22 protein-coding genes are annotated in these 24,684 nt (G+C 41.8%); 13 read left to right on the top strand and 9 right to left on the bottom strand.

Annotation, left to right across the window (positions count from 1 at the left end):
• Positions 1-25 precede the first annotated feature (25 nt).
• Positions 26-1,048, bottom strand: coding sequence for a GGDEF domain-containing protein (locus L2703_RS03700; protein WP_248969795.1), 1,023 nt, complete (start codon positions 1,046-1,048; stop codon positions 26-28).
• Between the two features lie 230 nt (positions 1,049-1,278).
• On the opposite strand from L2703_RS03700, the gene eco reads away from it, so the two are divergent.
• On the top strand, positions 1,279-1,842 hold the full coding sequence (gene eco, locus L2703_RS03695; RefSeq protein ID WP_248969794.1) for a serine protease inhibitor ecotin: 564 nt from the start codon (positions 1,279-1,281) through the stop codon (positions 1,840-1,842).
• A gap of 46 nt (positions 1,843-1,888) precedes the next feature.
• Here eco and L2703_RS03690 read toward each other — a convergent pair whose 3' ends face one another.
• The 5 genes from L2703_RS03690 to pssA all read right to left on the bottom strand — a co-directional run bounded on the left by L2703_RS03690 (position 1,889) and on the right by pssA (position 6,991).
• Positions 1,889-2,164, bottom strand: coding sequence for a hypothetical protein (locus tag L2703_RS03690; RefSeq protein ID WP_248969793.1), 276 nt, complete (start codon positions 2,162-2,164; stop codon positions 1,889-1,891).
• The gene (locus L2703_RS03685) at positions 2,161-4,173 is read right to left on the bottom strand and encodes a RecQ family ATP-dependent DNA helicase (RefSeq protein WP_248969792.1); all 2,013 of its coding nucleotides are present in this window, start codon (positions 4,171-4,173) and stop codon (positions 2,161-2,163) included. Before L2703_RS03685 ends, L2703_RS03690 begins: the two co-directional genes overlap by 4 nt.
• Before the next feature lie 62 nt (positions 4,174-4,235).
• Positions 4,236-4,595, bottom strand: coding sequence for a hypothetical protein (locus L2703_RS03680; RefSeq protein WP_248969791.1), 360 nt, complete (start codon positions 4,593-4,595; stop codon positions 4,236-4,238).
• Between the two features lie 200 nt (positions 4,596-4,795).
• Positions 4,796-5,599: a tRNA-uridine aminocarboxypropyltransferase gene (locus L2703_RS03675; protein WP_248969790.1), complete on the bottom strand. Its 804-nt coding sequence runs from the start codon at positions 5,597-5,599 to the stop codon at positions 4,796-4,798.
• 78 nt (positions 5,600-5,677) lie between these two features.
• Positions 5,678-6,991 carry a CDP-diacylglycerol--serine O-phosphatidyltransferase gene (pssA, locus tag L2703_RS03670; protein ID WP_248969789.1) on the bottom strand — a complete coding sequence of 438 codons (1,314 nt, stop codon included), beginning with the start codon at positions 6,989-6,991 and terminating at the stop codon, positions 5,678-5,680.
• Positions 6,992-7,584: 593 nt separating this feature from the next.
• Between pssA and dacB the strand changes: the two genes are divergently transcribed.
• From dacB to katG, 3 genes are all read left to right on the top strand, one after another.
• A complete protein-coding gene (gene dacB / locus L2703_RS03665; protein ID WP_248969788.1) occupies positions 7,585-9,237 on the top strand; it encodes a D-alanyl-D-alanine carboxypeptidase/D-alanyl-D-alanine endopeptidase in 1,653 nt (550 codons plus the stop codon).
• 113 nt (positions 9,238-9,350) lie between these two features.
• Positions 9,351-10,763 carry a TonB-dependent receptor gene (locus L2703_RS03660; RefSeq protein WP_248969787.1) on the top strand — a complete coding sequence of 471 codons (1,413 nt, stop codon included), beginning with the start codon at positions 9,351-9,353 and terminating at the stop codon, positions 10,761-10,763.
• A gap of 567 nt (positions 10,764-11,330) precedes the next feature.
• Positions 11,331-13,517, top strand: coding sequence for a catalase/peroxidase HPI (gene katG, locus L2703_RS03655; RefSeq protein ID WP_248969786.1), 2,187 nt, complete (start codon positions 11,331-11,333; stop codon positions 13,515-13,517).
• Positions 13,518-13,607: 90 nt separating this feature from the next.
• Here the strand turns inward: katG and pgm are convergent, their stop codons facing one another.
• Positions 13,608-15,251 (bottom strand): phosphoglucomutase (alpha-D-glucose-1,6-bisphosphate-dependent), encoded by a 1,644-nt coding sequence (gene pgm, locus L2703_RS03650; RefSeq protein WP_248969785.1) that lies wholly within the window; start codon positions 15,249-15,251, stop codon positions 13,608-13,610.
• 34 nt (positions 15,252-15,285) lie between these two features.
• Complete coding sequence (seqA, locus tag L2703_RS03645) at positions 15,286-15,921, bottom strand: replication initiation negative regulator SeqA (RefSeq protein ID WP_248969784.1); 636 nt, start codon at positions 15,919-15,921, stop codon at positions 15,286-15,288.
• 295 nt (positions 15,922-16,216) lie between these two features.
• Here seqA and L2703_RS03640 point away from each other — a divergent pair, with 295 nt between their 5' ends.
• The 9 genes from L2703_RS03640 (at position 16,217) to L2703_RS03600 (ending at position 23,609) form a co-directional block, all read left to right on the top strand.
• Positions 16,217-16,990, top strand: a complete 774-nt coding sequence (locus tag L2703_RS03640; protein ID WP_248969783.1) for an alpha/beta fold hydrolase — start codon at positions 16,217-16,219, stop codon at positions 16,988-16,990.
• A gap of 99 nt (positions 16,991-17,089) precedes the next feature.
• Positions 17,090-17,311 (top strand): DUF2788 domain-containing protein, encoded by a 222-nt coding sequence (locus tag L2703_RS03635; RefSeq protein WP_188739696.1) that lies wholly within the window; start codon positions 17,090-17,092, stop codon positions 17,309-17,311.
• A gap of 7 nt (positions 17,312-17,318) precedes the next feature.
• Positions 17,319-17,591: a LexA regulated protein gene (ybfE, locus tag L2703_RS03630; RefSeq protein ID WP_188739697.1), complete on the top strand. Its 273-nt coding sequence runs from the start codon at positions 17,319-17,321 to the stop codon at positions 17,589-17,591.
• A gap of 51 nt (positions 17,592-17,642) precedes the next feature.
• Complete coding sequence (gene fldA, locus L2703_RS03625) at positions 17,643-18,170, top strand: flavodoxin FldA (protein WP_248969782.1); 528 nt, start codon at positions 17,643-17,645, stop codon at positions 18,168-18,170.
• A 73-nt stretch (positions 18,171-18,243) separates the two neighbouring features.
• Positions 18,244-19,431: an elongation factor P maturation arginine rhamnosyltransferase EarP gene (gene earP / locus L2703_RS03620; RefSeq protein WP_248969781.1), complete on the top strand. Its 1,188-nt coding sequence runs from the start codon at positions 18,244-18,246 to the stop codon at positions 19,429-19,431.
• 49 nt (positions 19,432-19,480) lie between these two features.
• Entirely contained in the window at positions 19,481-20,041 is a 561-nt protein-coding gene (gene efp, locus L2703_RS03615; RefSeq protein WP_248969780.1) for an elongation factor P, read from the top strand.
• 277 nt (positions 20,042-20,318) lie between these two features.
• Positions 20,319-21,533, top strand: coding sequence for a pyridoxal phosphate-dependent aminotransferase (locus L2703_RS03610; protein ID WP_248969779.1), 1,215 nt, complete (start codon positions 20,319-20,321; stop codon positions 21,531-21,533).
• 118 nt (positions 21,534-21,651) lie between these two features.
• On the top strand, positions 21,652-22,239 hold the full coding sequence (gene yfbR, locus L2703_RS03605) for a 5'-deoxynucleotidase (protein WP_248969778.1): 588 nt from the start codon (positions 21,652-21,654) through the stop codon (positions 22,237-22,239).
• Positions 22,240-22,247: 8 nt separating this feature from the next.
• Entirely contained in the window at positions 22,248-23,609 is a 1,362-nt protein-coding gene (locus L2703_RS03600) for an anti-phage deoxyguanosine triphosphatase (RefSeq protein ID WP_248969777.1), read from the top strand.
• 154 nt (positions 23,610-23,763) lie between these two features.
• Here the strand turns inward: L2703_RS03600 and L2703_RS03595 are convergent, their stop codons facing one another.
• Complete coding sequence (locus tag L2703_RS03595; RefSeq protein WP_248969776.1) at positions 23,764-24,684, bottom strand: carbohydrate kinase family protein; 921 nt, start codon at positions 24,682-24,684, stop codon at positions 23,764-23,766.

Raw genomic sequence — 24,684 nt, 5'->3', positions numbered from 1 at the left:
CAATTGCAATTATTTTGTTGTCAAATTAATCAAATTTGACACAATTTCGTCCCGATGCTTTGGCTTTATAAAGCCGCTCGTCTGCGCGAGCAAGCAAGGTGTCGACATCATCACCGGTTTGCAATGTGGCCACACCAATAGACACAGTGATGTGGCCTAGATTTTGTTTTTTTTCTTTGCCGATAGACAATTTTTTAAGCGAAATACGCTCACGAATTTTTTCGGCCACGTTGACTGCGTCATGTAATTTAGCATTAGGCAACATCACCACAAATTCTTCCCCGCCATATCGAGCCACTAAATCATCACCTTTTACGGTTTGTTTCATGGCAAGCGCGACATAAGCCAGTACTTTGTCGCCAATCAAATGGCCAAATGTATCGTTAAACAATTTAAAATGATCAATATCTATCATGAGTAAACTGCACACGGTTTGAGTATCTGCAAACTTTGTCATTTGTTCGGCGGCAAATAACTCGTAGGCTCTGCGGTTATTGAGCGATGTCAGCTCATCTGTCATGGCAACTTTACTGAGATTATCCATCTCACTCTTAAGGTTAGCTATCTCATCAGACAAAGACACTAAGCTATTGGACATGTGGCGGTTATTTGCAATCACTTGCTCAACTTCAGCAGCAATACTTAACACAATAAGGTTTAATTCATCTGCGTTAAGTTGTGTTGCTAATTTTGCACCAAAATCACTTAAATTAGCCGAAAAATTCTGTGTACCCTCACCGAGTAACTCAATTTTACTCACCAAACTATTAATCAATATTTGTGTTTCGATTTGCACATTTTCAATAATTTCAGGTGATCGCTCTTCAATAAAGCGATTATACAAACCTAAATTGACCTCTGGAGTAAACTTAACATCGTTTGCAATAAGGCCATCAATGGCACGCTTTAAATTTAGGTTGGTTTCAGCAAAATAATCATACCAAATGGCATAGTTCTCTGGCGTAACCGGTATCGCTAACTCAGACATTTTAGGTAACGCTAAATGCAATATATGAGTCGTGTGTTCTAAATTTTGATTATTATGCATCGAAAACGATACCTTATGATAAAAAACAATGAGTCAAAGGTTATCAGTATGTTATGTCATACTTGTGAACTAAACTCAATTATTGTTAGCTAAAGTTTTACCAAAGAGTATTTATTTACATAACCCTTTTCGGTTAGATAACCGTTTATACTCAAACACTAGACATTATTACGCCACCACAGTGGTCGTGTTTTTAGATTAATGTATATCGTTTTTGTGAGAATAATCGAATGAATAACATCAATAAAGCAACATCGCGCTGTCAATGGTTACTGATAATCAGCACGCTTATCTGTAGCCCTTTTGCAGCACAAGCCACCCCTAAAGTGGATGTAAACTCACTTAACTCAGTCGTAATTGGCACTAGCGTCATGAGCCAAGACAATTATCAGCCCCAAGCTGAAACCAAAATGTACCCTGCACCAAGCACGGGTATGGTGCAGCATATTTTAACACTGCCAACATTAAATAATGAGTCAGAATACTTAATTGAAATTCAAATTGGCCAAAACAAGCTTGTCGATTGCAATCGGGTCAATTTGATGGGCGACATTCGCACCCTATCGGTAGATGGTTGGGGGTACTCATATTTTCAGGTCGACAATATACTGCAGGGACCAAGCACAAAAATGATGTGTACAGATGCTAAAACAGCAAAATTTGTGGTACTCAACAGTAGCATTACACAACACTACGACAGTCGACTACCCAAGGTATTTTATTTACCAAAAGAGGCACAACTTCGCTATCGAGTGTTCCGTGCCATTGGTGATTTTAGTTTCACAGAGCAATAAACATGAAGTTGATTATGCCTGTGTCACTCATTATCTAAGTGGGGAGTTAATATCGCCTTACGCGGACCACTTGCATGATTTCAATTTCAAACCCAGCAACCACATCTTTAGATGGATAATAAATCAAATTGACCTTTTGCCCTTGCAAGCTTTTAAAGCGTTTAGGGCGTTTGTATTTAAATGGTACATCGCAATTTTCTATCATTAAGGTTTGCAATACCCACTCACCCACCTCTCGTTGAGTATGGGACACCACAGTGACTCCTTCACTTTGAACTAAATTGGCGTGTTTTTTTAATAATGCTTCAGGAACGGGTTTCATGAATTCACCTTGTTAACAGCAGCCAGAATATCTTGATATCGATAAGCACTAAAACGACCAAAGCCGTCTAACTGTTTCAGTTTTAAGCGGCTAAATCTTGGCATCACCATACCAGCAAGAAATTTAGCCTGAGTCGCAACAGTGACAGTGGGTAGCGATTTTGCCTGAGCCACTTGGTGTAATGGCGCAAGCAGTGCAGCAAGGTTAGCCGAGTCTGGTAATGGCGCTAACGCTTGTTTTGATAGTACCGCACTTTGGCCACGACAAACACTGCAATGACCACATGATTTAGGAGCCGCATGATCGTCAAAGTATTCTGCCAATGAAGCACTTAAGCAGGTGTTGAGTTCAAAAAATGCCACCAGCTGACTAATTCGCACTATTTCTTTGTGCTCGTTATCAGCAAAATAATCGCTTAACTGTGCGCCTAATGCGTGCACCTTGGTAGGATCGCTAAAGGCCTGTTGGTTTACGTTATACACTTGAGTGATTTTCTTAGTTTCAAGAATAATCAGCTGCTGCTCTGCTAAATACTCTAATGCCGCCACAACCCGTTGCCGCTCGGCGCCATATTGTTGATACAAACTATCAAAATCTAATTGGCCCCAAATCTTTTTAAATTGAGTGTGTTCAAACACCTGGTTTAAAAAAGCCTGCCGCTCGGCATTAAAACGATTCAAGATTGTGTGCTTGTCTTCAACAAAACGGTATTTAAACTCGGCAAAATACGCATAACTTGGGCTAATTACCCCAAGTAACTCTAATTGCACAAACAGGGTTTTTAACGGCAAAGTGCGGATATTGCAGTCAGTCGATAATGGCAATTCTTGTACTTCCCAACGCCCTTGATCCGTTTCATCAGCAATGGTTTCAAGCAATTGCTCAATACTGTCGGGCTCTGGCGTATCACCATAGACAAAATTCTCTACTGTATTTAATCCGTCCAAATTGGCTAACGTTACACAATGAGACAATTGCCCATCGCGCCCTGCCCGGCCAATTTCTTGGCTGTAATTTTCAATCGATTTAGGTAAATCATAATGGATAACAAAACGAATATCCGACTTATCAATCCCCATACCAAAAGCAATAGTCGCAACAATAACCTGAACCTGATTGTCCATAAATTGCTGTTGAATACTTTGCCGTGACGCTTGCTCCATACCTGCATGATATGCTTGAGCGTTAATCCCTTGATTAATTAATACTTGCGCCACATCTTCTGCGGTTTGTTGTAGGGTGACATACACAATTCCGGCGCCCGTTTGGCCGTTGTTAGCATAATAATTAACGCAATTAACTAATTGATCATTTTTCTCTTGCTGGCTAACCGGCAATACCGACAAATCAAGGTTAGCGCGGTAAAAGCCGGTTTGAATAATTTGCGCAGGCGTTAAACCAAAACGCGATGCCATATCATGCTTCACTTGCGCCGTGGCTGTTGCTGTTAGTAATAATGTTTGTGGAATTGAAAATGCCTGGCAAAACTGCGGGATTTTTAAGTAATCGGGACGAAAATTATGGCCCCACTCAGAAATACAGTGGGCTTCATCGACCACTAATAATGAAATCGGTACAGAATGTAAAAATTGCCTAAAGCGCTCATTTTTAAAACGTTCAACTGACACCATTAAAATCCGAGTCCGCTTGTCGCGTACATCTCGCATCACTTGTTGGGTTTGCTCGTAGGTCAAACTAGAGTCAATACTGGCAGCTGCAATGCCTTTACTGGCCAAAAATGCCAATTGATCTTTCATTAGCGCCAATAATGGCGAAATCACCAAGGTCAAATGAGGTAATTGTTGCGCACAAAATTGATAACACAAAGACTTACCTGAGCCTGTCGGAAAAATCGCCAGTGCTGACTGGCCGGCTAAAATGGTCTCAATAACACTCTGTTGACCGTCTCTAAATTGCTCAAATCCAAATTGTTGCTGCAACAATGCATGCAATGTTGCTGAATCGAATGAAGGATTGGCATCAAAATGATTAGCGCTACTGGTAAACATAACTTATCCCTGTATTTAGTGTTAAACCCAAAACCACTTAGGGCTAAGCATAAACGTCTGGCTTACTGAGTATTTTTACGTGCAATGTATTGGTTGATGAGTTGTGTCAGCTTATCTTCAAAGCGTTCTTCAATCTCGTTAAGATTTTGATCAAATGATTGTACAAACTTAATCGCTTTATCGCGAGGAAGCACTTTACCCGCAAGACTGTATTGGATCTCGACTAAAGATTTATCAAAGCGAGGAGAAATAAACCACTGACAAACATCGGCATTGAGGTTAGCTAATGCACGCTCTGCTAACTGGCAAAATGTGTCTATATGGTCAATGCCATCTGGCCCTAGGCAACCGGGTTCAAGTCGACATAATATTAATAATTTTTGTGGGCTGTACTGCCGATCACTATTGAGCAAGTCTTGCATAATGTGGTTCTATAATCCTTAAGCAATCAAGGTTAATTGTCTTTCTATCAAGTTAGCATCGTTTATAACGCGACAAGATGCAAATAGTTCAGCATGCTTAGCTCACACCATTACGTGTAAATAATTGACCACTATGCATAATTCCAGCCGTTTTTGATTAAGGTGTTGCGATGGTGCAATGGTTGCTCTTTCAAAGCAAGTTATCGCTCATCGGTTGCCAGGCTAACGGCTAATGCATCAGTAAACGCATTAATGTACTGATTAATTGGAGTAAGCGTTTCTTTTGCTCGACGATTACGCCCAAGCAACGACGACTCTACAAACAAATCAAACCACGCAGATAATGCAGCACCATTTTGTGGTTCCTGTGCCGCAGTTAATGCTAAAGACGCCACTTCAGCGGTTCCTAATTGAAAGTCGTGACTGCCTTTGCGTAATGCATAAGTCGCGAGGGTTTCAGGTGCAAAGGACAATACCGGCATATTATGTAAGTATGGACTTTTACGATACATTTTTATTGCTTCACGCCAACTACCATCAAGCATTACCAGTAGTGGTATTTTCTGTTTACCGTCCAGTTGCTGCAAATTTTCTGGCAAAATTTGGCTCACTACGGCTTGATTAGCTTCAATATATTGCTGCGGAAACACTAAGTAGGGTTGATAACGTTCATCACTAAGCAATGCCAACATACCTTTGTCGGTATCGGTACGGGTCCACAAAAAAGCATGAGTATCGGGTATCAGATCGGCAATCAAACGGCCACTATTTGTCGGTTTTAACACTTCATCGTTATACATCAACAACATAAAGCTCACTTTAGTGGCTAAATATTGACGATGTTTACAGGTACAAAATAACTCACCTAACAAGCATAACTCACAACGAATAAGCTTTTTACCCCGCGCGCCAAACGGTTTTGTCGACAGTGACTTGCGATAAGCATACAAACGATGCACCGCATGAATTGGCGCTTTTGAACCTGGGTTTACAACTTGATTCATATCAGACTCTAAAATAAAAAAATTCATCACTCATTGAGTGATGAATACAAATAGGTAAGCAAAATAACTCAATAACGATTATAGAATACGGCGCAATAAAAAGTCAGCTTTTAAACGGCGAATGCGATTCATAATCTTTTTAACCGGCTTGGGATATTTATGTAAGGTATCAATTTGACTATAGTGAAACAGTCTCTTTGTGTGCACTAAAATATGTTGCTGCTCGGCAATAAAAGAGTGTTTCCAGCTGCCCGACTCATCATGTAATAACAAGCCATTTTCTAAATCCAGTGCCCAAGCACGAGGATTGAGATTAGAACCGGTAATCAAATGCTTGCGGTTGTCTGCACTAATACCTTTTAAATGGAAGCTGTTAATACCATCTTTCCACAGATGAATATTGAGCTGGCCATTGTCGATAGCCCATTGCTGACTTTTAGCAAATTTTCGTAACGATTGCTCATACATGTATGGCAGCGCACCAATAGTTGAAAAATCTTGCTCTGGGGGAATATAAAAATCGTTGGCCGTTTTGTCTCCAACAACAATATCAATCTTTTTACCTGCACGAAGATGTTTAGCCAATGCACGATTTAATATTGCAGGCGGATTAAAGTAAGGAGTGCAAATAAACAAGTGTTGCTTAGAAGACTCGACTAATTTAATCACAGTATCGTTGAGTAAATTATGTTTGCGACCAAGTCCTAGTAAAGGCGTCACCCGGTTACCCACCGTCGTGCTTTTGTATTGATATTGCGCTTGAGACAGTCGATGCTTAAAGCTCTTGATCTCCTGCTTTTCAGGGCTGTCATCTTGGTTTACTGGCTGGCTTAATAAACTCACAGCACTATCGCTTACAATCTCTTGCTTTATCATGTCGCGCATACTGCGGGCTAACTCTACGCTTTCAATCAAGTGATAACGATCAAAACGATATTTGTCTTGTTGGTGAAGGTAAATATTATTGATGCTCGCACCACTGTAAATCACCGCATCATCAATAATAAAGCCCTTAAGATGGAGTACACCCATAAACTCCCGCGATTTTACCGGTACACCGATAATATCAAAAGGATGCGATGCTTCAGCCATCAAATTACGATAAAGAATGTAATTACCACTGTCGCCTTTATGACCAATTAAGCCGCGTCTGGCACGATGATAATCCACTAATACTTTGATGTCTAAATCTGGTTGGCGGGCTTTAGCGGCTAATAATGCATGCAATACTTCACGGCCGGCTTCATCGTCTTCAACGTATAAAGCGGCAATGTAAATTGAAGATGTTGCGGACGCAATTTTAGCTAATAATGCTTGTTTAAAATCTCGGGGGGTTAATAACCAAGATACCGCATCAGCTTTTAGCGCAATACCACCTAGCTTATCCAGCAAGGCATCCTCCTTAAAATAGGTGCTCACAATGCTTTGAGCAAAATAACCAACTTTACAGCCTATCGTTATGATTATGTGAGCTGTAAAATTAAACAGGCCAAGCAACTGGAGTGACGATCGTTACTGCACCGTAAACTGCCTATTGCTAGCCTATTAGTAAACTGCCAGTGTCATTGACTGAAGCCAATCAATCATCAACATCAGCCGACTTTATACATCAAAAAATGACTCAATCATGTTTTAACGCGTAATTTAGCGATAGAAATTACCGACTAACAAGGTGATGAGCAAGATGTTTCTTACTTTGGGACGATTTTAATGGCTTTCTTTGGGCAAAAAAAACACAGCGCTGCTGAATAATGAGTCACTTGCTGACGAACTATACAGCTTGTGTTTAGGTGATAAACTCAAGTTAAGTGAAAATCAACTCCTCTCCTAGCCTCAAGTTTATGCTGCAAGTCATTTCATTTTTTACACCAATACAATCAAGCTGTGATTAATTTATTGCGCAGCGTATCAGTGAATAATGAGTTGAGCTAAAATAGATTTACACTGTAAAAGATGATTAATCTTACACTAAACCGAAGGCCAATATGTATTTACCCATTTTAGCTGCTTCACCTTTAAAACAGCTTTATCTTCAATTTAAACCCAAATATTTATGGCCATTGCTCACCAGTTTATCCGTAATGACAAGTGTATTTTCGTTTACGGCAAGTGCAGAAATTACTCTGCCGCCCAGTTTAATCACACCCTCAGTTGAAAAAGCATCATCAACAGAACCTGTAACTCAATACCTTGATGGCATGCTGCAATTACTCAAACCAGCCTATTCACAATTAGGCATTAGTGTCTGGGATATGACCACACAGCAAACGGTATTTACATATAACAATCAATCGTTAATGCAACCTGCCAGCATTCAAAAGCTGCTCACCGCGTTGGCGGCCACCAAACAGCTTGGTCGAGGGTTTACTTACCAAACTCACCTTAGCACGTTCGCCAATGCACCTTTGACCAAACAACAGGTTATCAATGGGGTTTATCATGGTGATATTTATATCGAATTTAGTGGCGACCCTACGTTAACCTACCAAGATCTTCAGCAACTGCTCACATCGCTTAAACAATTAGGCATTCATAAAATAGACGGACAAGTGGTGTTACTCAGTGAACAAGACAGCCAATTACAAGCCCCTGGCTGGGTATGGGATGACCTAGGCATTTGTTACGCAGCCCCAATATCGCCCTTTATCATCGACAAAAATTGTGTCTATGGACGTTTATCAACCAAAGGCTATGACAAAACGGCAAACATCACCATGATGGGCAAGCGTCCTATTGAGATAACCAACGACGCCTATTTTGTTAACCCTGTGATGGCACAGTCGCAATATAAAGCCGTGCCAGCGGGAACTGTGCATACGCAAGCCAACAGCCAGCCAGATTGCAAGCTCACATTGGCTCGATTCGATAATAATCGCTACCACTTAACGGGATGTCATATTGGCGCAAAATCCATCCCTTTAGCGATAGCCATTACCGATCCTGAGCTCTACGCGACGCGCATTATTAGCAAACAATTAACCGCACTGGGCATTCAACACAAGGCGCCAATGGTGTTATCGCATCAGCAAATCACCTCTAACGCAAATCCAAGGCAAGTTATTGCAAGCCATCACTCCGCCTCATTAACGGCGTTATTATCGACTATGTTGCTAAAATCTGACAATTTAATCGCCGACAGCTTATTGAAAAAAGTAGGTGAAAGCTATTATCAATCAGCAAGCGACTTTGCTCGCAGTAGTCAGGCGATGAAGGCCATTTTGTATTCTCTTGGCATTGACTTAGCAGACGCGAATCTTGCTGATGGTTCTGGGCTATCGCGCTATAACTTACTCAGTGCAGAACAGGTCTTAAGTGTACTCACCACCGTTTACCAAATGCCTGAATATCACTTTCTACTTGATAGTCTGCCTGAATCTGGCGTCAGTGGCACATTACGGTATAAACGCTATTTCAATAAATCACCTTTAAAACATCATGTATTTGCCAAAACAGGCAGCATGCTTGGTGTTGCCAATTTAGCAGGTAAAGTCAAAGCCAGTAACGGTCATGAGTATTTATTTGTATTGATTGAAAATGGCATAAGCCCACAAATTAAAAAACAGCAAAAAGCCCCTTTTTCTGCGGTTTTTTTACAAACAATGATGGATGTGCCGCTAAACAACAGCCAAAAACAGTAAATATAGATTTATTAAAACCTGAATAAATTCAATCTAACACTGACAGAAATCCGCTGTTACGATACCATTGTAAGCAGAAATGAAACGTCAGTTGTAACTAGTGTGGAGATAATATGGACAAGCAAGTCAGCTCACGTGGTACCAAAGAAAAAGCCCTACGCCTCAATTTAGATGAAAAAAAATACGGTACTATTGTGGAAATTGGTGCAGGCCAGGAAGTTGCACGTAATTTTTTTGTTGCGGGTGCAGCAGCAGGTACCATTGCTAAAACCATGTCTGCCTACGATATGAAGTTTTCTGACGCGATTTATGGTGTGCAAGAAGACGGCCGCTATGTGAGTAAAGCGCGTGTGCTAGCTATGATGGAGCAGGAATTCGACCTCGTAGTAGACCGGGTCGCTGCTGTACGTTCAAAATCTTCTCGTTATTTTAGTTATGCTGCAACGGTAGCGGCCAAAAGTTTTAATCGTAAAAATGAATGTCACGCATGGTGTGGTGTACGAATTCAAATGTACCCTGGTGCAGAGCCATCAAATATTATCGTCCACGTGCGGATGTTTGACGACACAGCAGAGGCGCAACAACAAGCCCTAGGCATTTTAGGGGTAAACCTGATATACGCCAGTTACTATTATTTTGAAGATCCTAAAATGCTTATCGATTCGCTAACCGATAACATGAAAGCCAATCGAATTGAAATCGACTGTATCGATTTTCAAGGCCCTTATTTTGAAGATGTTGATAACCAAGCCAAAAATATTCATTTGATCCGCAGCTGGAAAACACGTGCGATCATGTTTAAAGCAGATGGCAGTGTTGCAGTGCCTGCCGACATGCTTTACAAAAAAAATGTCCTGACCATACGTGGATCCTTTAAACCGGTCACTAAACTCAATGTCGATATGATTGAACAAGGCTACAAAGCCTTTACGCTTCTTGATGGCGTAACCAATAAAAATACCGTTTTGATTGCCGAAATTTCGTTAAACGACTTACATGGTAAAGACGCCAATATGTCTGAAAAAGACATCATGGAACGCGTCAAACTACTCAATACCCTTGGGTATAATGTCATGATATCTGACTATACCCGCTATTTTTCTCTCAGGGCCTATTTCCGCCAGTACACTCAATTACAAATTGGGATCGTCGTGGGTATGGTAAATATTAAGCAAATCTTTGATGAAGAATATTATCGAGGAATGGAAGGCGGTATTTTAGAAGCATTTGGTAAATTATTCCCAGACAATACTCGCTTATTTGTATACCCAGAAATGAACGAAAAAGGTGAAGTTAACGATTTAACCACGGTCAGTGTTCCCAATAATTTACGCTACCTTTATCGTCACCTGCTTGATAATGGTTTTATTACTAGTATCGAAGCCAGCAACCCAGAATTGTTTACCATTTATTCTCGAGAGATATTACAACAAATATGCCGAGGGCAAGATGAATGGAAAGCGGTGGTACCAGAAGCCGTGGCGAACACCATCATGGAATTAAAATTGTTTGGTTACAGGGGTTAATTACCGTTTACTGACAAATCAATAGCCACATGCGACGTTATGACATGTCTTACTTTCACATGTGGCTAGGGTCTGTTGATCTTTCAAGGTTATTTTTGCAACGAATTGTTGGTCTTTTATACAAGACAGAGACTTTGAAGTGTAGTTATTCTACATAAAAAGTGGCTAACGCAGTAAAAATGACCAACAAACGCTGCCCACAGGGTTCGGCTAAAAACATTCAACCAGAAAAGAGCAACAGGCCCTTAAAGGCACGAAATAATTCAGCACAATAAACCACTAAAACTGGAGCTGGTATTATACATTTACTGACAAAACTTTACCTTACATTCAAATCTTTAATGATATAGATCACGCTTTAACCTCACATAATTCTTTACTCTATTCTTTTAGAACTGTTCTATTATTAATCGAACATTGCTGTTCTCATGCGGTTTTGTGTATTAGTAAAATCGATTGGACAGATTGATAAAAGTCGCTTTAATTAGTAGACACAGTTAGTTAGCCTAATATTGCAATCCAATAATGATTCAAGTTTAAGCTATTTTAGTGATAAAGGAACATCTCATGGAAAAAGCACCACAATCGCTCGGTAAGTGCCCTGTCAATCATGGCGGCAATACATCTGTCTCAAATGACGTGATGGAATGGTGGCCAAAGGCACTAAACCTTGACATTCTTCATCAGCATGACCGCAAATCAGATCCAATGGATCCCAATTTTAATTACCGCGAAGCCTTCAAATCTCTTGACCTTGCAGCAGTAAAAAAAGATCTCAGTGCATTAATGACTGACAGCCAAGATTGGTGGCCAGCAGACTGGGGCCATTACGGTGGCTTAATGATCCGCATGGCGTGGCACTCAGCCGGGACATACCGTATTGCAGACGGCCGTGGTGGTGCCGGCACAGGTAACCAACGTTTCGCGCCTCTCAATAGTTGGCCAGATAACGGCAACTTAGACAAAGCACGTCGTTTGTTATGGCCAATCAAAAAGAAATATGGCAACAAACTGTCATGGGCTGATCTGATGATTTTGGCCGGTAACGTGGCCTATGAATCAATGGGCTTAAAGACCTTTGGCTTTGCCGGTGGTCGAGCGGATATTTGGCACCCAGAAAAAGACATTTACTGGGGTTCAGAAAAACAATGGTTAGCACCAAGTGGTTCTGAAAACAGCCGTTATTCTGGTGAGCGCGATCTTGAAAACCCGCTTGCCGCAGTAATGATGGGCTTGATTTACGTTAACCCTGAAGGGGTTGACGGTAAACCCGATCCACTGAAAACCGCTCACGACATTCGTATTACCTTTGCCCGCATGGCAATGAATGATGAAGAAACCGTCGCATTAACCGCGGGTGGACATACGGTCGGTAAAGCACATGGTAATGGCCGCGCTGAAAATTTAGGCCCAGATCCGGAAGGAGCTGAACTCGAAGATCAAGGTTTAGGTTGGTTAAACAAAACCAGCCGCGGTATTGGCCGTGACACAGTCACCAGTGGTATTGAAGGAGCATGGACAACAAACCCAACACAATGGGACAACGGCTACTTTGAATTACTGCTTAACTACGATTGGGAGCTCACCAAAAGCCCTGCGGGTGCATGGCAATGGAAGGCTGTTAATCTTAAGGAAGAGCACAAGCCAGCAGACGTTGAAGATCCGTCAATAAAAGTTGAACCCATGATGACCGACGCCGACATGGCGATGAAGATGGATCCGCAATACCGTGAGATTTCAGAGCGTTTTTATAAAGATCCAGCTTATTTCTCTGACGTATTTGCCCGTGCCTGGTTTAAATTAACGCACCGTGATTTAGGGCCAAAAGCACGTTACTTAGGCCCAGATGTACCAGCCGAAGAACTCATTTGGCAAGACCCTGTACCACAAGTGGACTACAGCTTAACTGAGCAAGAAGTCAGTGACTTAAAAGCCAAAATCCTAGCCACAGGTCTGAGCGTTTCAGAGCTAGTAGCAACTGCTTGGGACAGCGCACGTACTTTCCGTGGTTCTGACTACCGTGGTGGCGCAAATGGTGCACGCATTCGTTTAGCACCACAAAAAGATTGGCAAGGTAACGAACCTGCAAGACTACAAAAAGTGCTTGCTGCGCTTGCTAGCGTTCAGGCAGGGCTAAATAAACCGGTTAGCATGGCAGATCTCATTGTACTTGGCGGCAGTGCAGCAGTTGAACAAGCAGCAAAAGCAGCTGGAGTGAATGTCACAGTTCCATTTTCACCTGGTCGTGGTGATGCTACACAAGAACAAACCGATGTTGACTCATTTGAAGTGTTAGAACCACTACACGATGCCTATCGTAACTGGCTAAAGAAAGACTATGTTGTACAGCCAGAAGAAATGATGCTAGACCGTACACAATTAATGGGCTTAACCGCTCATGAAATGACGGTATTAGTCGGTGGTATGCGCGTATTAGGCACCAACTACGGCAACACTCAACATGGAGTATTTACCGACAATGTGGGTGTGCTATCAAATGACTTTTTTGTCAATTTGACTGACATGTCTTACAGCTGGAAACCCGTTGGTAAAAACGAATACCAAATTGTTGAACGCAGCACGAACAAAGTGAAGTGGACAGCAACTCGTGTTGACCTAGTGTTTGGTTCAAACTCTATTTTGCGCGCTTACGCTGAAGTGTATGCCCAAGACGATGCCAAAGAGAAGTTTGTAAAAGACTTTGTTAACGCATGGACTAAAGTGATGAATGCTGATCGATTCGATCTTGCATAAACTTATTTGTTAGACACAAAAAAGCACTGATTATTCAGTGCTTTTTTATTTTCGCTTTAAACATTACTGAGAGTCACAACCCAATAAAGCCTAACCTTTTAATGCCGAATCAATCATGGTTTGCGCTTGAGCAATAATCTGGTCAAGGTGCTGCTCACTGATAAAACTTTCTGCATAAATTTTAAATAACGCTTCAGTGCCAGATGGGCGCGCCGCAAACCAACCGTTTTCGGTGGTGACTTTAATCCCACCAATAGCGGCATTGTTACCCGGAGCATGGCTTAAAATCGCCGTAATGGTTTCTCCAGCAAGCTCTGTTTCTGTAAAACTGTCGGCATTGAGCGATTCAAACTTAGCTTTTTTCTTCAGGCTAATTGGGCTGTCGATACGGGTATAAAAACTCTCACCAAACTTATCGGTTAACTCTTTGTACCTTTGTGCAGGTGTTTTTCCGGTCACTGCTAAAATCTCAGCTGCCAGTAACGCCAAAATAAAGCCATCTTTGTCAGTACACCAGGTAGTGCCATCACGCTTTAAAAACGCCGCCCCTGCACTTTCTTCGCCGCCAAAAGCAATCGTGCTTTGGGCTAAACCATCAACAAACCATTTAAAGCCCACTGGTACTTCTAAGCACTGGCGACCTAGCGCATGACACACGCGGTCAATCATCGCACTAGACACTAAAGTTTTACCCACGGCTAACGACTCACTCCACTGTGGGCGATGTGTCATTAAATAATCAATGGCCACGGCTAAATAATGGTTAGGGTTCATTAACCCAAAGCCTGGGCACACAATACCATGACGGTCATAATCAGGGTCGTTACCGACGCAAAGATCGTAACTTTCGCTATGTGCCAGCAAACCAGCCATAGCATAAGGCGAAGAGCAATCCATACGGATTTTTCCATCTTTATCCAGCGGCATAAAACCAAAGGTTGGGTCAACCTTGTCATTTACCAAGGTAATATCAAGACCATATTGTGCGGCAATGTGCGCCCAGTAATAAATACCTGAGCCGCCTAAAGGGTCAACACCTAAACGAATATTGGCTTTACTAATGGCTTCCATGTCAATCACTTGGGCAAGTGACTCAACGTAAGGCGCAATAAAATCAACCTCATCAATCCAACCAGACTTTACCGCCACGCCATAATTGATCTTTTTAACGCCAGATAATTGCTCAGCAAGATATTGATTTGCTTTAGCCTCGATGACTTTTGTTATGTCACCTTCTGCTGGGCCACCATGGGGAGGATTATACTTAATGCCGCCATCTTGCGGAGGGTTGTGAGAGGGAGTAATGATCAATCCATCGACTAAACCCGATGGCTTAGCCGCATTAGCACGGACAATGGCTTGCGACACCACAGGCGTTGGCGTAAACCCATCCTCTTTTTGGATAAGGACTTTTACCTGGTTAGCGGTCAATACTTCAACCACAGACATAAATGCTGCATAAGACAAGGCATGAGTGTCAAAACCCACAATCATAGGCCCAGTTATCCCCGCACCTTGACGATAATCCACCACGGCTTGAGCAATGGCCCAAATATGGTTTTGATTAAAGCTTGCATTAAAAGCACTACCACGATGACCAGAAGTACCAAATGTCACTTTTTGCTGTACGTCTTCCACATTAGGAATAATACGATAGTAATGACTCATCAATTTAGGAATATTCACTAAATCCGTTTGTAAAGCTTGCTGTCCTGCGCGTTGATGAATAGCCACAAGTGGTCTCCTATGAGTAAATGATATTGTAAAATTAAATATATTCCGCAATAGAGCGAGCTTGCTCGCTATCACATCCTAAATGCTCCAATACCTCGGTTAAAATGGTTTGCTTTTTAGCGGTATTGTTATTGGTGGTTACCCAGTAGCCACTGGTTGCAATTTCTTTAGGATTAGATGATTGGCTAGAGGCTAAAAGTTCTTGCTTAGAGCGGGCAAAATACAAACGTCCTTTACCTTGAATATCAAGTACTTTATTGAATTCATGACCCGCAATAGCTTGTAAATTAGCCAGCAAATACATAAAACGCCCTACCGCGCCTTTTTGCTGGGCCAATAAATGTTGATTGACAATGGTACTAAACTCAAGGGCTGATGATAGTTTACCTGCATCAGTGTCGACATGCGTTTGCGCTTGTGCAGCGACCACTTTTTCAACTGCCGCCTTAGCCTGACTAAACAGTTGACTACGTTGTAATTCAGGCTCGCTTACTGCAACAGACTCGGTTTCTAAGCTTGGCTCACTAAATGCCTCTGGTAAATCAACAACAACGGTTTCTACTGATAAATGTAATAATCGACGTAAAATATCTGAAGCGCTCTCGCCGATACGTTCTGTTTTACTGGCAATATAGCGATAAAGTTCTTCATCAATTTCAATGTATTTCATCAGAGTCATCCTTATTCTTCTCACTTAGGTTTAGCGTCTACAAACGTTAACGATAAACATGCGATCGCTGATCAAAATTACCCGCAGCGATCAAAATATGGCTTCAGTGTAAGCCAAGCTTAACCTACTAATAAAGTAGCAAAATCATTTAATGACACATATTCACTAAAATTTATGCTGTCGCGGGTAAATTTACAGCAATATTGACCACAAAAAGCAGCAAAACTTGATTTGCACATCCCATTACCGCAAAATTCTGCCCATTGAATTATGGTTGTAACGAGTTTATCGCAATATGCATTATGTTTCTCACGGTCAAGGCAAACCAGTGCTGCTCATTCATGGGCTGTTTGGCAACCTTGATAACTTAAAAAACCTCGGTAGCGTCTTAGCACAGCGCCATCAGGTGATCCGTGTCGATGTGCCAAACCATGGCTTAAGTGAACATTGGGACATGATGGATTACCCATCATTAGCAAATGCAATGGTTGAATTATTAGATCAATTGCAATTAAGCAGCGCACATGTTGTTGGCCACTCAATGGGCGGAAAAATCGCCATGGCGATGGCGTTATTACATCCTTCTCGAGTAACAAGCTTAGTTGTGGCAGATATCGCCCCTGTATCTTACGAACCACGACACCAAACGGTATTTGTCGGGCTCACCAGTTTAGTCTTTGACCAAAACACCAGCCGTAAATCAGCATTGGAACATTTACTGACCAGTGGCATCGATGAAGGTACCGCGCAGTTTTTACTAAAAAATCTGCAACGTACCGACACTGGCTTTGAATGGAAAATGAACCTGAATGGTCTGATCCGTTGTTACAACCGTATTATTGGTTGGGATTTACCCATCAGTGCTGACGTCCATTTTGACAAGCCAACACTGTTTATTCGAGGTGGCGAATCTAATTATGTCACTGCAGAACACCGCGATGACATCCTGCGTCAATTTCCGCGTGTCACCGCAAAAACCATAAATGGCACAGGACATTGGCTGCATGCACAAAAGCCCGACATATTTAACCGAATCGTGGCTGAGTTTATTGAACAAAACCAAGGGTAAATTTTCATAATTTACCTTTTTGCACATACCCAATTCTGGCACGATGTGATATATTCGCGCCCTCTTTTCGCCAGACATGACTAACGCGAAGGTAGAAGTATGTTAAATCAGTACATGGATCAAATTGAAGCAGTAGGTTTGAACCTGTTTTTTGCTGCGATATTCTTTTTTATCGGCATGGCTATTCATGATGTGCTTAAACAAGGTAACGTGCCTAAATTTGGTCGATATATTGTTTGGGCAGTGCTATTTCTCGGCTGTGCCGGGTTTATTGCAAAAGGGATTATACAGATGACCTGGGAAGGCTCTGGGATCGGTTAAAAATACAATGGCAAAAGAAACAACAGATAGAACGACTATTGACCTTTTTGCCACAGAAACACGCCGCGGGCGTCCGAGAAGTAACCCACTTTCTCGGGAACAGCAATTAAAGATCAATAAGCGTAACCAAATTCAGCGTGATCGCGCTAACGGTTTAAAGCGAATAGAGTTAAAAGTGTCACAAGATTTATACGATGCCTTGAACCAACAAGCTTTGAACAGTAACATCAGCCGTAGCCAGTTAATCGAATTTATTCTGCAACAGCAACTCGACAACTGAGACGTTTTTAGAACATCGCACAACGCGAACTAGATATTTAAAGGATAGACAATGGCAACTGTAGGTCTTTTTTTCGGTAGCGACACAGGTAACACCGAAGCTGTAGCCAAAATGATCCAGAAAAAACTGGGTAAAAGCATGGTCGATGTCAAAGACATCGCAAAGAGCACCAAAGAGCAAATCGCAGAATATGATTTGCTTATGTTTGGTATTCCTACTTGGTATTACGGCGAAGCTCAATGTGATTGGGATGACTTTTTCCCAGAACTAGAACAAATTGATTTCACGGATAAATTAGTTGCTATCTTTGGTTGTGGCGACCAAGAAGACTACGCAGAATACTTTTTAGATGCTATGGGCATGGTCCGTGACATTGTAGAAGCACGTGGTGGCATTATTATCGGTCACTGGCCAACAGAAGGTTACGACTTTGAAGCTTCTAAAGGTATGGTAGGCGATAAACACTTTGTCGGTTTAGGTATTGATGAAGACCGTCAACCAGAGTTAACTGAAGAACGTGTAGACGCTTGGGTTAAACAAATTTACGAAGAAATGTGTTTAGCAGAATTAGCAGACTAATTTTGTCATCCCCTAACAAAAAAGCGGCAATAGCCGCTTTTTTACTACTTAATATGCCTACTCAGTCAATATTATGTCGACAACTCAAATCGCTACACCCGCTTCGCACTGGGACATCTTTTGCACCGTTGTCGACAATTATGGCGACATAGGCGTGACTTGGCGTCTTGCCAAGCAATTGGCAGCTGAATATCACATTAAAGTTAATTTGTGGGTCGATGATCTCCACAGTTTCTCGCATATTTTACCCAACTTAATTGCCACAAAACGCCAACAAACGTTTAATGGCGTGAATATATTTCAATGGAATAATCCTTTAGATATAGAGTATCAAGCCGGTAGCGTGATTATTGAAGCCTTTGCCTGTGAATTACCTGAACAGGTAAAAACGATCATTGAGCAACGCCATAAGCAGTCAAAAAGTTTAGCACCACACTGGCTAAACCTTGAATATTTAAGTGCCGAAGATTGGGTTGATGGTTGCCATGGTTTGCCCTCAACCCAAGTTAATGGGGTAAAAAAATGGTTTTATTTCCCCGGTTTTAATCGCAAAACCGGTGGGCTAATTTGTGAGCAACATCTGTTTAAAGAGCGTGAACAATGGCAGTCCGACTTCAATAATAAAATGACGCTATTTAAACAACTAGGCTTAACAGGCATTAATCACCATGACACGGTTATTAGCGTGTTTAGTTATGAAACAGAAGCCTTAACCGCATTAATCAGGCTGTGGCAAACTTCAACAACCGCAATCCATGTACTCATTCCTAAAGGGCGCAGTTTAACCAGCATTGCGCCCTTTATTCCCGGTGAAACAAACAATTTGATACCCGGTCAACATGTTAAACTCGGCAATCTGACTCTGCATATCTTACCCATGACAGACCAAACTGGCTTTGATCGCTTGCTATGGAGCTGTGATTTTAATATTGTGCGCGGTGAAGATTCATTTTTACGAGCACAATGGGCCGCAAAACCGTTTATTTGGCACATTTATCCGCAAGAAGATGATTATCATCTGGTAAAATTAGAAGCTTTTATGAAGATTTACTGCGATAATCTTGCGGCAGAAATATCGACCACTTGGTGTAAGCTGAATTTGGCCTTCAATCAAGATGATCAACATGCCGTGGTTAACCACTGGCAACAATTAAATTCTGTTATTTTGCCGTTACAGCAACATGCGCTTAATTGGCCAAATAACGCGTTAGATGATGCAGATCTTGCGAGTCGACTAGTTCAATTCGTTAAAAATAGCTAAGATACTGCTCTGTAAATATAAAAAGTCCATATATATAGGAAATAGTACAATGAAAACTGCTCATGAAATCCGTCCTGGCAACGTGATCATGTTAGATGGCAGCCCATGGGTTGTTCAGAAAACTGAAACAACTCGTTCTGGCCGTAACGCTGCAATCGTTAAGTTAAAATTAAAAAACTTATTGCTCGATTCTGGCACTGAACAAACCTTTAAAGGTGAAGACAAGTTAGACGATATCATTTTAGAGCGTCTAGATTGTACTTACTCTTACTTTGCTGATCCTATGTATGTATTTATGGATGAAGAATACAACCAATACGACGTTGAAGCTGACAACCTAGGTGATGCAGCTACATACATCGTTGATGGTATGGAAGATCAGTGTCAAGTGACTTTCTACAACGGCAAAGCCATTTCTGTTGAACTACCGGTTCACATCGTACGTGAAGTTATCTACACCGAGCCTTCTGCTCGTGGCGATACTTCAGGTAAAGTCATGAAGCCAGCGACCATCACTGGTGGTGGTACTGTTACTGTTGCTGACTTCGTTAAAGTGGGCGACAAGATTGAAATTGACACTCGCACTGGCGAGTTCAAAAAGCGCGTTTAAGCGCCAATTAGCTAGCCTTATGGTTTAAATAATCATAATGTTAGTTAACACAGCAAAAGCCAGCACTACGTGCTGGCTTTTTTGTTATGAAACACCATGGTCACACTAAAACAAGCCAACAAAACAGCATAAAATACTAAAGCAAAGGCTAATTTACCCGGCGTTTTAGCATTTAACACTAATATTATTATTCATTTTACGCATTTGCCCCTTTCCCAAAGCCAATAAATTCGTTATGGTTCGCTAACTTAAGCCGTATTTAGTTATTGAGAGTAGTATGAGACCCATTATCAAATCCAATAAACTTGACTCTGTTTGCTACGACATTCGTGGACCTGTGCATAAAGAAGCCCGCCGTTTAGAAGACGAAGGTCATCGTATTTTAAAGTTAAATATCGGTAACCCTGCGCCGTTCGGATTTGAAGCCCCTGAAGAAATTGTACGCGATGTGATTTTAAACCTGCCAAGTGCGCAAGGATACTGCGAATCTAAAGGGCTATTCTCAGCACGCAAAGCCATTGTGCAACATTATCAAGCACAGGGGATTTTTGGCGTAGATATCGAAGACATCTATATTGGTAATGGTGTATCAGAACTTATCGTTATGGCCATGCAAGGGCTGTTAAATACAGACGATGAAGTGCTCATCCCCTCGCCTGACTACCCATTATGGACCGCTGCAGCAAACCTTGCCGGTGGTAAAGCGGTGCATTATCGCTGTGATGAAGAAGCCGATTGGTTTCCTGATTTAAACGACATCAAAAGTAAAATAAGTAACCGCACCCGTGCCATTGTATTAATTAATCCTAATAACCCAACGGGTGCAGTGTACAGCGAAGAATTGCTATTGCAGGTTATCGAGTTATGTCGCCAACACGATCTGATTTTATTTGCCGATGAAATTTACGATAAAATTTTATACGACGAAGCAAAACACATTCCTGCTGCGCGTTTGTCTGACGACATTTTAACTGTCACCTTTAATGGCCTATCTAAAGCGTACCGTGCTGCGGGTTTTCGTGTCGGTTGGATGATGTTATCGGGTAATTTAAAAGCGGCAAAAAGTTATATTGAAGGGCTAGAAATGCTCGCATCAATGCGTTTATGTGCCAATGTGCCTAACCAACACGCAATACAAACTGCATTAGGTGGCTACCAGTCAATTAACGAACTTATCCTTCCTAACGGTAGATTAACCATACAGCGCGATGCGGTTTACGAACTGCTAAATCAAATCCCTGGGGTGAGCTGTAAAAAACCGAAAGGTGCCCTGTATGCCTTCCCTAAATTAGACATGAAAAAGTTTAATATTCGAGATGATGAACGCCTAGTGCTCGATTTATTAAAAACCAAAAAAATTCTACTGGTACAAGGCTCTGCGTTTAATTGGCCTGAACCCGATCACTTACGTGTCGTGTTTTTACCTCATAAAGAAGATCTGAGTAAGGCATTGCGTGAATTTGGCGACTTTTTAGAAGATTATCGCCAGTAAGCAAAGGGTTAATGCATATTAATATAAGCGACTAAACAGTCGCTTTTTTTTATTGCTAAGCTCAGGTAAGCTGACAATATATATCGATTATTGTTGATTGAGCGCAGTAAGGAATCTCATGAGTCATCTATTTGCCCATTTAGCCCGAATGAAACTTATCCAACGTTGGCCATTAATGTACAACGTGCGCCGCGAAAACGTGCAAGAACACTCATTACAAGTAGCCATGGTTGCACATGCCTTAGTGATTATCAGTAATAAAAAGTTCGGTACCCATTTAGACCCAAATCAAGCGGCAACCATTGCAATATTTCATGACGCCAGCGAAATTTTAACCGGCGACTTGCCCACTCCGGTGAAGTATTTCAATAAAGAAATTGAAGCCGAGTATAAAAAAATTGAAGCGATTGCCGAGCAGCGCATGCTCGAAATGGTGCCAGACGAATTTAAAGACGATTATCGCTGCCTATTTATTGGTGAACAAGCAGATCCTCAATACAAATCCATTGTTAAAGCTGCCGATACACTCTGCGCCTATTTAAAGTGTTTAGAAGAGCAAAAAGCGGGTAACAGTGAGTTTAATAGTGCAAAAAAACGCCTAGAACACATGTTAGACACCAACCCAAATCCAGCAGTACAGTATTTTAGAGACTGTTTTGTGCCTAGCTTTACCCTCAATTTAGATGAAATCAATCAAATGCTGTAAGGATATTTATGCCCGATCAAACAGAGCAGCAAGACAATATTTGGCACCAGCGCCTATTAGGTGAAGACAAACAGCGACGCAATGATCACCGCAGCCCATTTCAACGTGATCGTGCACGCATACTTCATTCAGCCGCCTTTAGACGCTTGCAAGCCAAAACCCAAGTCCTCGGCGTTGGCATGAATGACTTTTATCGTACTCGCTTAACTCATTCGCTTGAAGTATCGCAAATAGGCACAGGCATTACTGCACAATTACGCCGTAAATATCCCGAACTTAAATATTTGCTTAACTCCATGAGTTTAATTGAGTCAATTTGTTTAGCCCACGACATTGGCCATCCGCCTTTTGGTCATGGCGGCGAAGTGGCACTCAACTACATGATGCGCCATCATGGTGGATTTGAAGGTAACGGCCAAACATTCCGTATTTTATCAAGATTAGAACCCTACACACCGTCATGGGGCATGAACTTAACGCGCCGAACCTTACTTGGCATTATGAAATACCCCGCTGTGTATTCTCAATTATTTATCGACCAACACAAACCGGCAATAACTAATCATCGCCAATTAAAACCGGCAGATTGGCCTCCGGTAAAAGGCTTGTTCGACGACGATAAATCGATTTGTGATTGGGTGTTATCAGCATTAAGCGATAGTGACAAACAACAGTTTATTACCAGCGAGCAAAGCACGGTTAATGTTAACTATCCTCACCTAAAAACACGCTATAAATCATTAGACTGCTCAATAATGGAATTAGCCGACGACATTGCCTATGCAGTGCATGATTTAGAAGATGCCATCGTTATGGGCATTGTCAACCAGCGCCAATGGCAACATGATGTGGTTGATCAGTTACAACACATTGATGATGAGTGGTTAAAAGCTGAAATATCTCGCATTGGCGAAAAACTGTTTTCCCATGAACATCATTTGCGTAAAGACGCCATCGGCACATTAGTTAACGGTTTTGTTACCGCCATAGGCATTGAAACCAATCATCAGTTTGAAGCCGATTTATTAAAATACAACGCCCAGTTGCAGCCAGACTTTGCTAGCACATTACAGGTACTCAAACAGCTGGTGTTTAAATATGTTATCCGCAAACCAGAGATCCAGATGCTCGAATACAAAGGGCAACAAATCATTATGGAATTGTTTGAGGCATTCGCCTCAGATCCCGCGCGCTTGCTGCCCGTCAATACGCGTGAGCGTTGGATTGAGGCAAATCATAACGGTAACAATGCAATGCGGGTTATTGCAGATTATATTTCAGGGATGACAGATGAATTTGCCGGTCGCTTGCACCAACAGTTATTTGGTTCTAAAACTGCAGGTATTTTAGAGATAAACAACGAGCACTAATGTCGTTGGCTAAAGATGAAAAAAGCGCTTGGGTAAAGACCCAAGCGCTAGCGGGTTAAATAAAGGGGAACTAACCCAAACGACACACGACACTTCACTTCTAGATAACACAAAAACGCTTTATATCACGCCCATAACTTGTGCAACGCCTGGCTTAAACGGGTTGCATAAACCCAGTGATCTGCTCAAGAGTTAGTACCGGCGTAGCACCGGCTGACTGTGCCACCATAGCACCAACAGCACAGGCAAAATCAATAGCATATTGCGGGTTAGTGTCACTGCACAATTGATACAAGAGTGAGCCTAAAAACGAATCACCGGCACCAACAGTATCAACCACATCGACAAGATAACCTGAGTTATAAAACTTATTGCCATTTACACTTAATAACGCACCATGGCTGCCTTTAGTGACACACAAATAGTGCGTTTTTGTTTGGGCGGCAATAAAGTCTAAATTTTGCTCTAACGAATTAAAACGTGAGCCCATTGCTTTGGCAATTTCGTACAACTCATCGTCATTTAATTTGATAAAGTCAGCTTTATTCATCAACTTAACTATGCTGTCAACATCATAATGCGGCGCACGAAGGTTAACATCAAACACGCTAAAATTAGCACACTCGACTAAAGCGGTTAACGTGGCAAAAGACACTGGGCTTCGGCCAATTAAACTGCCAAACACAAACACATCCGCATGTTTAACCTGGTCAATCACCTTGTCTGTTAAGGCAATATTATCCCAGGCAGTATCCGCAACGATGTCGTAAGATGCTGAGCCATTTTTGTCTAATGTCACTTGTACGGTACTGGTGCTTTTAACCGGATCAATGGCGATACAATCACGATTAACCCCGCGTTCATCAATAAATGCCAGTAATTCATGACCGAGTTGATCATCACCTACTGCGCTGATCATTGACCCTTTAATCCCTAAAGCATTAAGCCTGACACACACATTCAGTGGCGCCCCACCCACTCGCTTGCCATCAGGAAAACAATCCCACAACACTTCACCAAAGCAGCTGACATTAATATCAGCTTTGGCTTTCTGATTAATTAAGATGCTATTCAT

The organism is Shewanella basaltis (genome assembly GCF_023283885.1).
GTDB lineage: Bacteria > Pseudomonadota > Gammaproteobacteria > Enterobacterales > Shewanellaceae > Shewanella > Shewanella basaltis.
The sequence above is the reverse complement of the archived record's forward strand: the minus strand, read 5'-3'. Positions and strand labels throughout refer to the sequence as shown.

Bases quoted from the DNA above. Each gene is read 5' to 3' on its own strand.
- L2703_RS03700 (WP_248969795.1), bottom strand. From the start codon at position 1,048: ATGCATAATAATCAAAATTTAGAACACACGACTCATATATTGCATTTA.
- eco (WP_248969794.1), top strand. From the start codon at position 1,279: ATGAATAACATCAATAAAGCAACATCGCGCTGTCAATGGTTACTGATA.
- L2703_RS03690 (WP_248969793.1), bottom strand. From the start codon at position 2,164: ATGAAACCCGTTCCTGAAGCATTATTAAAAAAACACGCCAATTTAGTT.
- L2703_RS03685 (WP_248969792.1), bottom strand. From the start codon at position 4,173: ATGTTTACCAGTAGCGCTAATCATTTTGATGCCAATCCTTCATTCGAT.
- L2703_RS03680 (WP_248969791.1), bottom strand. From the start codon at position 4,595: ATGCAAGACTTGCTCAATAGTGATCGGCAGTACAGCCCACAAAAATTA.
- L2703_RS03675 (WP_248969790.1), bottom strand. From the start codon at position 5,599: ATGAATCAAGTTGTAAACCCAGGTTCAAAAGCGCCAATTCATGCGGTG.
- dacB (WP_248969788.1), top strand. From the start codon at position 7,585: ATGTATTTACCCATTTTAGCTGCTTCACCTTTAAAACAGCTTTATCTT.
- L2703_RS03660 (WP_248969787.1), top strand. From the start codon at position 9,351: ATGGACAAGCAAGTCAGCTCACGTGGTACCAAAGAAAAAGCCCTACGC.
- katG (WP_248969786.1), top strand. From the start codon at position 11,331: ATGGAAAAAGCACCACAATCGCTCGGTAAGTGCCCTGTCAATCATGGC.
- seqA (WP_248969784.1), bottom strand. From the start codon at position 15,921: ATGAAATACATTGAAATTGATGAAGAACTTTATCGCTATATTGCCAGT.
- L2703_RS03640 (WP_248969783.1), top strand. From the start codon at position 16,217: ATGCATTATGTTTCTCACGGTCAAGGCAAACCAGTGCTGCTCATTCAT.
- L2703_RS03635 (WP_188739696.1), top strand. From the start codon at position 17,090: ATGTTAAATCAGTACATGGATCAAATTGAAGCAGTAGGTTTGAACCTG.
- ybfE (WP_188739697.1), top strand. From the start codon at position 17,319: ATGGCAAAAGAAACAACAGATAGAACGACTATTGACCTTTTTGCCACA.
- fldA (WP_248969782.1), top strand. From the start codon at position 17,643: ATGGCAACTGTAGGTCTTTTTTTCGGTAGCGACACAGGTAACACCGAA.
- earP (WP_248969781.1), top strand. From the start codon at position 18,244: ATGTCGACAACTCAAATCGCTACACCCGCTTCGCACTGGGACATCTTT.
- efp (WP_248969780.1), top strand. From the start codon at position 19,481: ATGAAAACTGCTCATGAAATCCGTCCTGGCAACGTGATCATGTTAGAT.
- L2703_RS03610 (WP_248969779.1), top strand. From the start codon at position 20,319: ATGAGACCCATTATCAAATCCAATAAACTTGACTCTGTTTGCTACGAC.
- yfbR (WP_248969778.1), top strand. From the start codon at position 21,652: ATGAGTCATCTATTTGCCCATTTAGCCCGAATGAAACTTATCCAACGT.
- L2703_RS03600 (WP_248969777.1), top strand. From the start codon at position 22,248: ATGCCCGATCAAACAGAGCAGCAAGACAATATTTGGCACCAGCGCCTA.
- L2703_RS03595 (WP_248969776.1), bottom strand. From the start codon at position 24,684: ATGAATAGCATCTTAATTAATCAGAAAGCCAAAGCTGATATTAATGTC.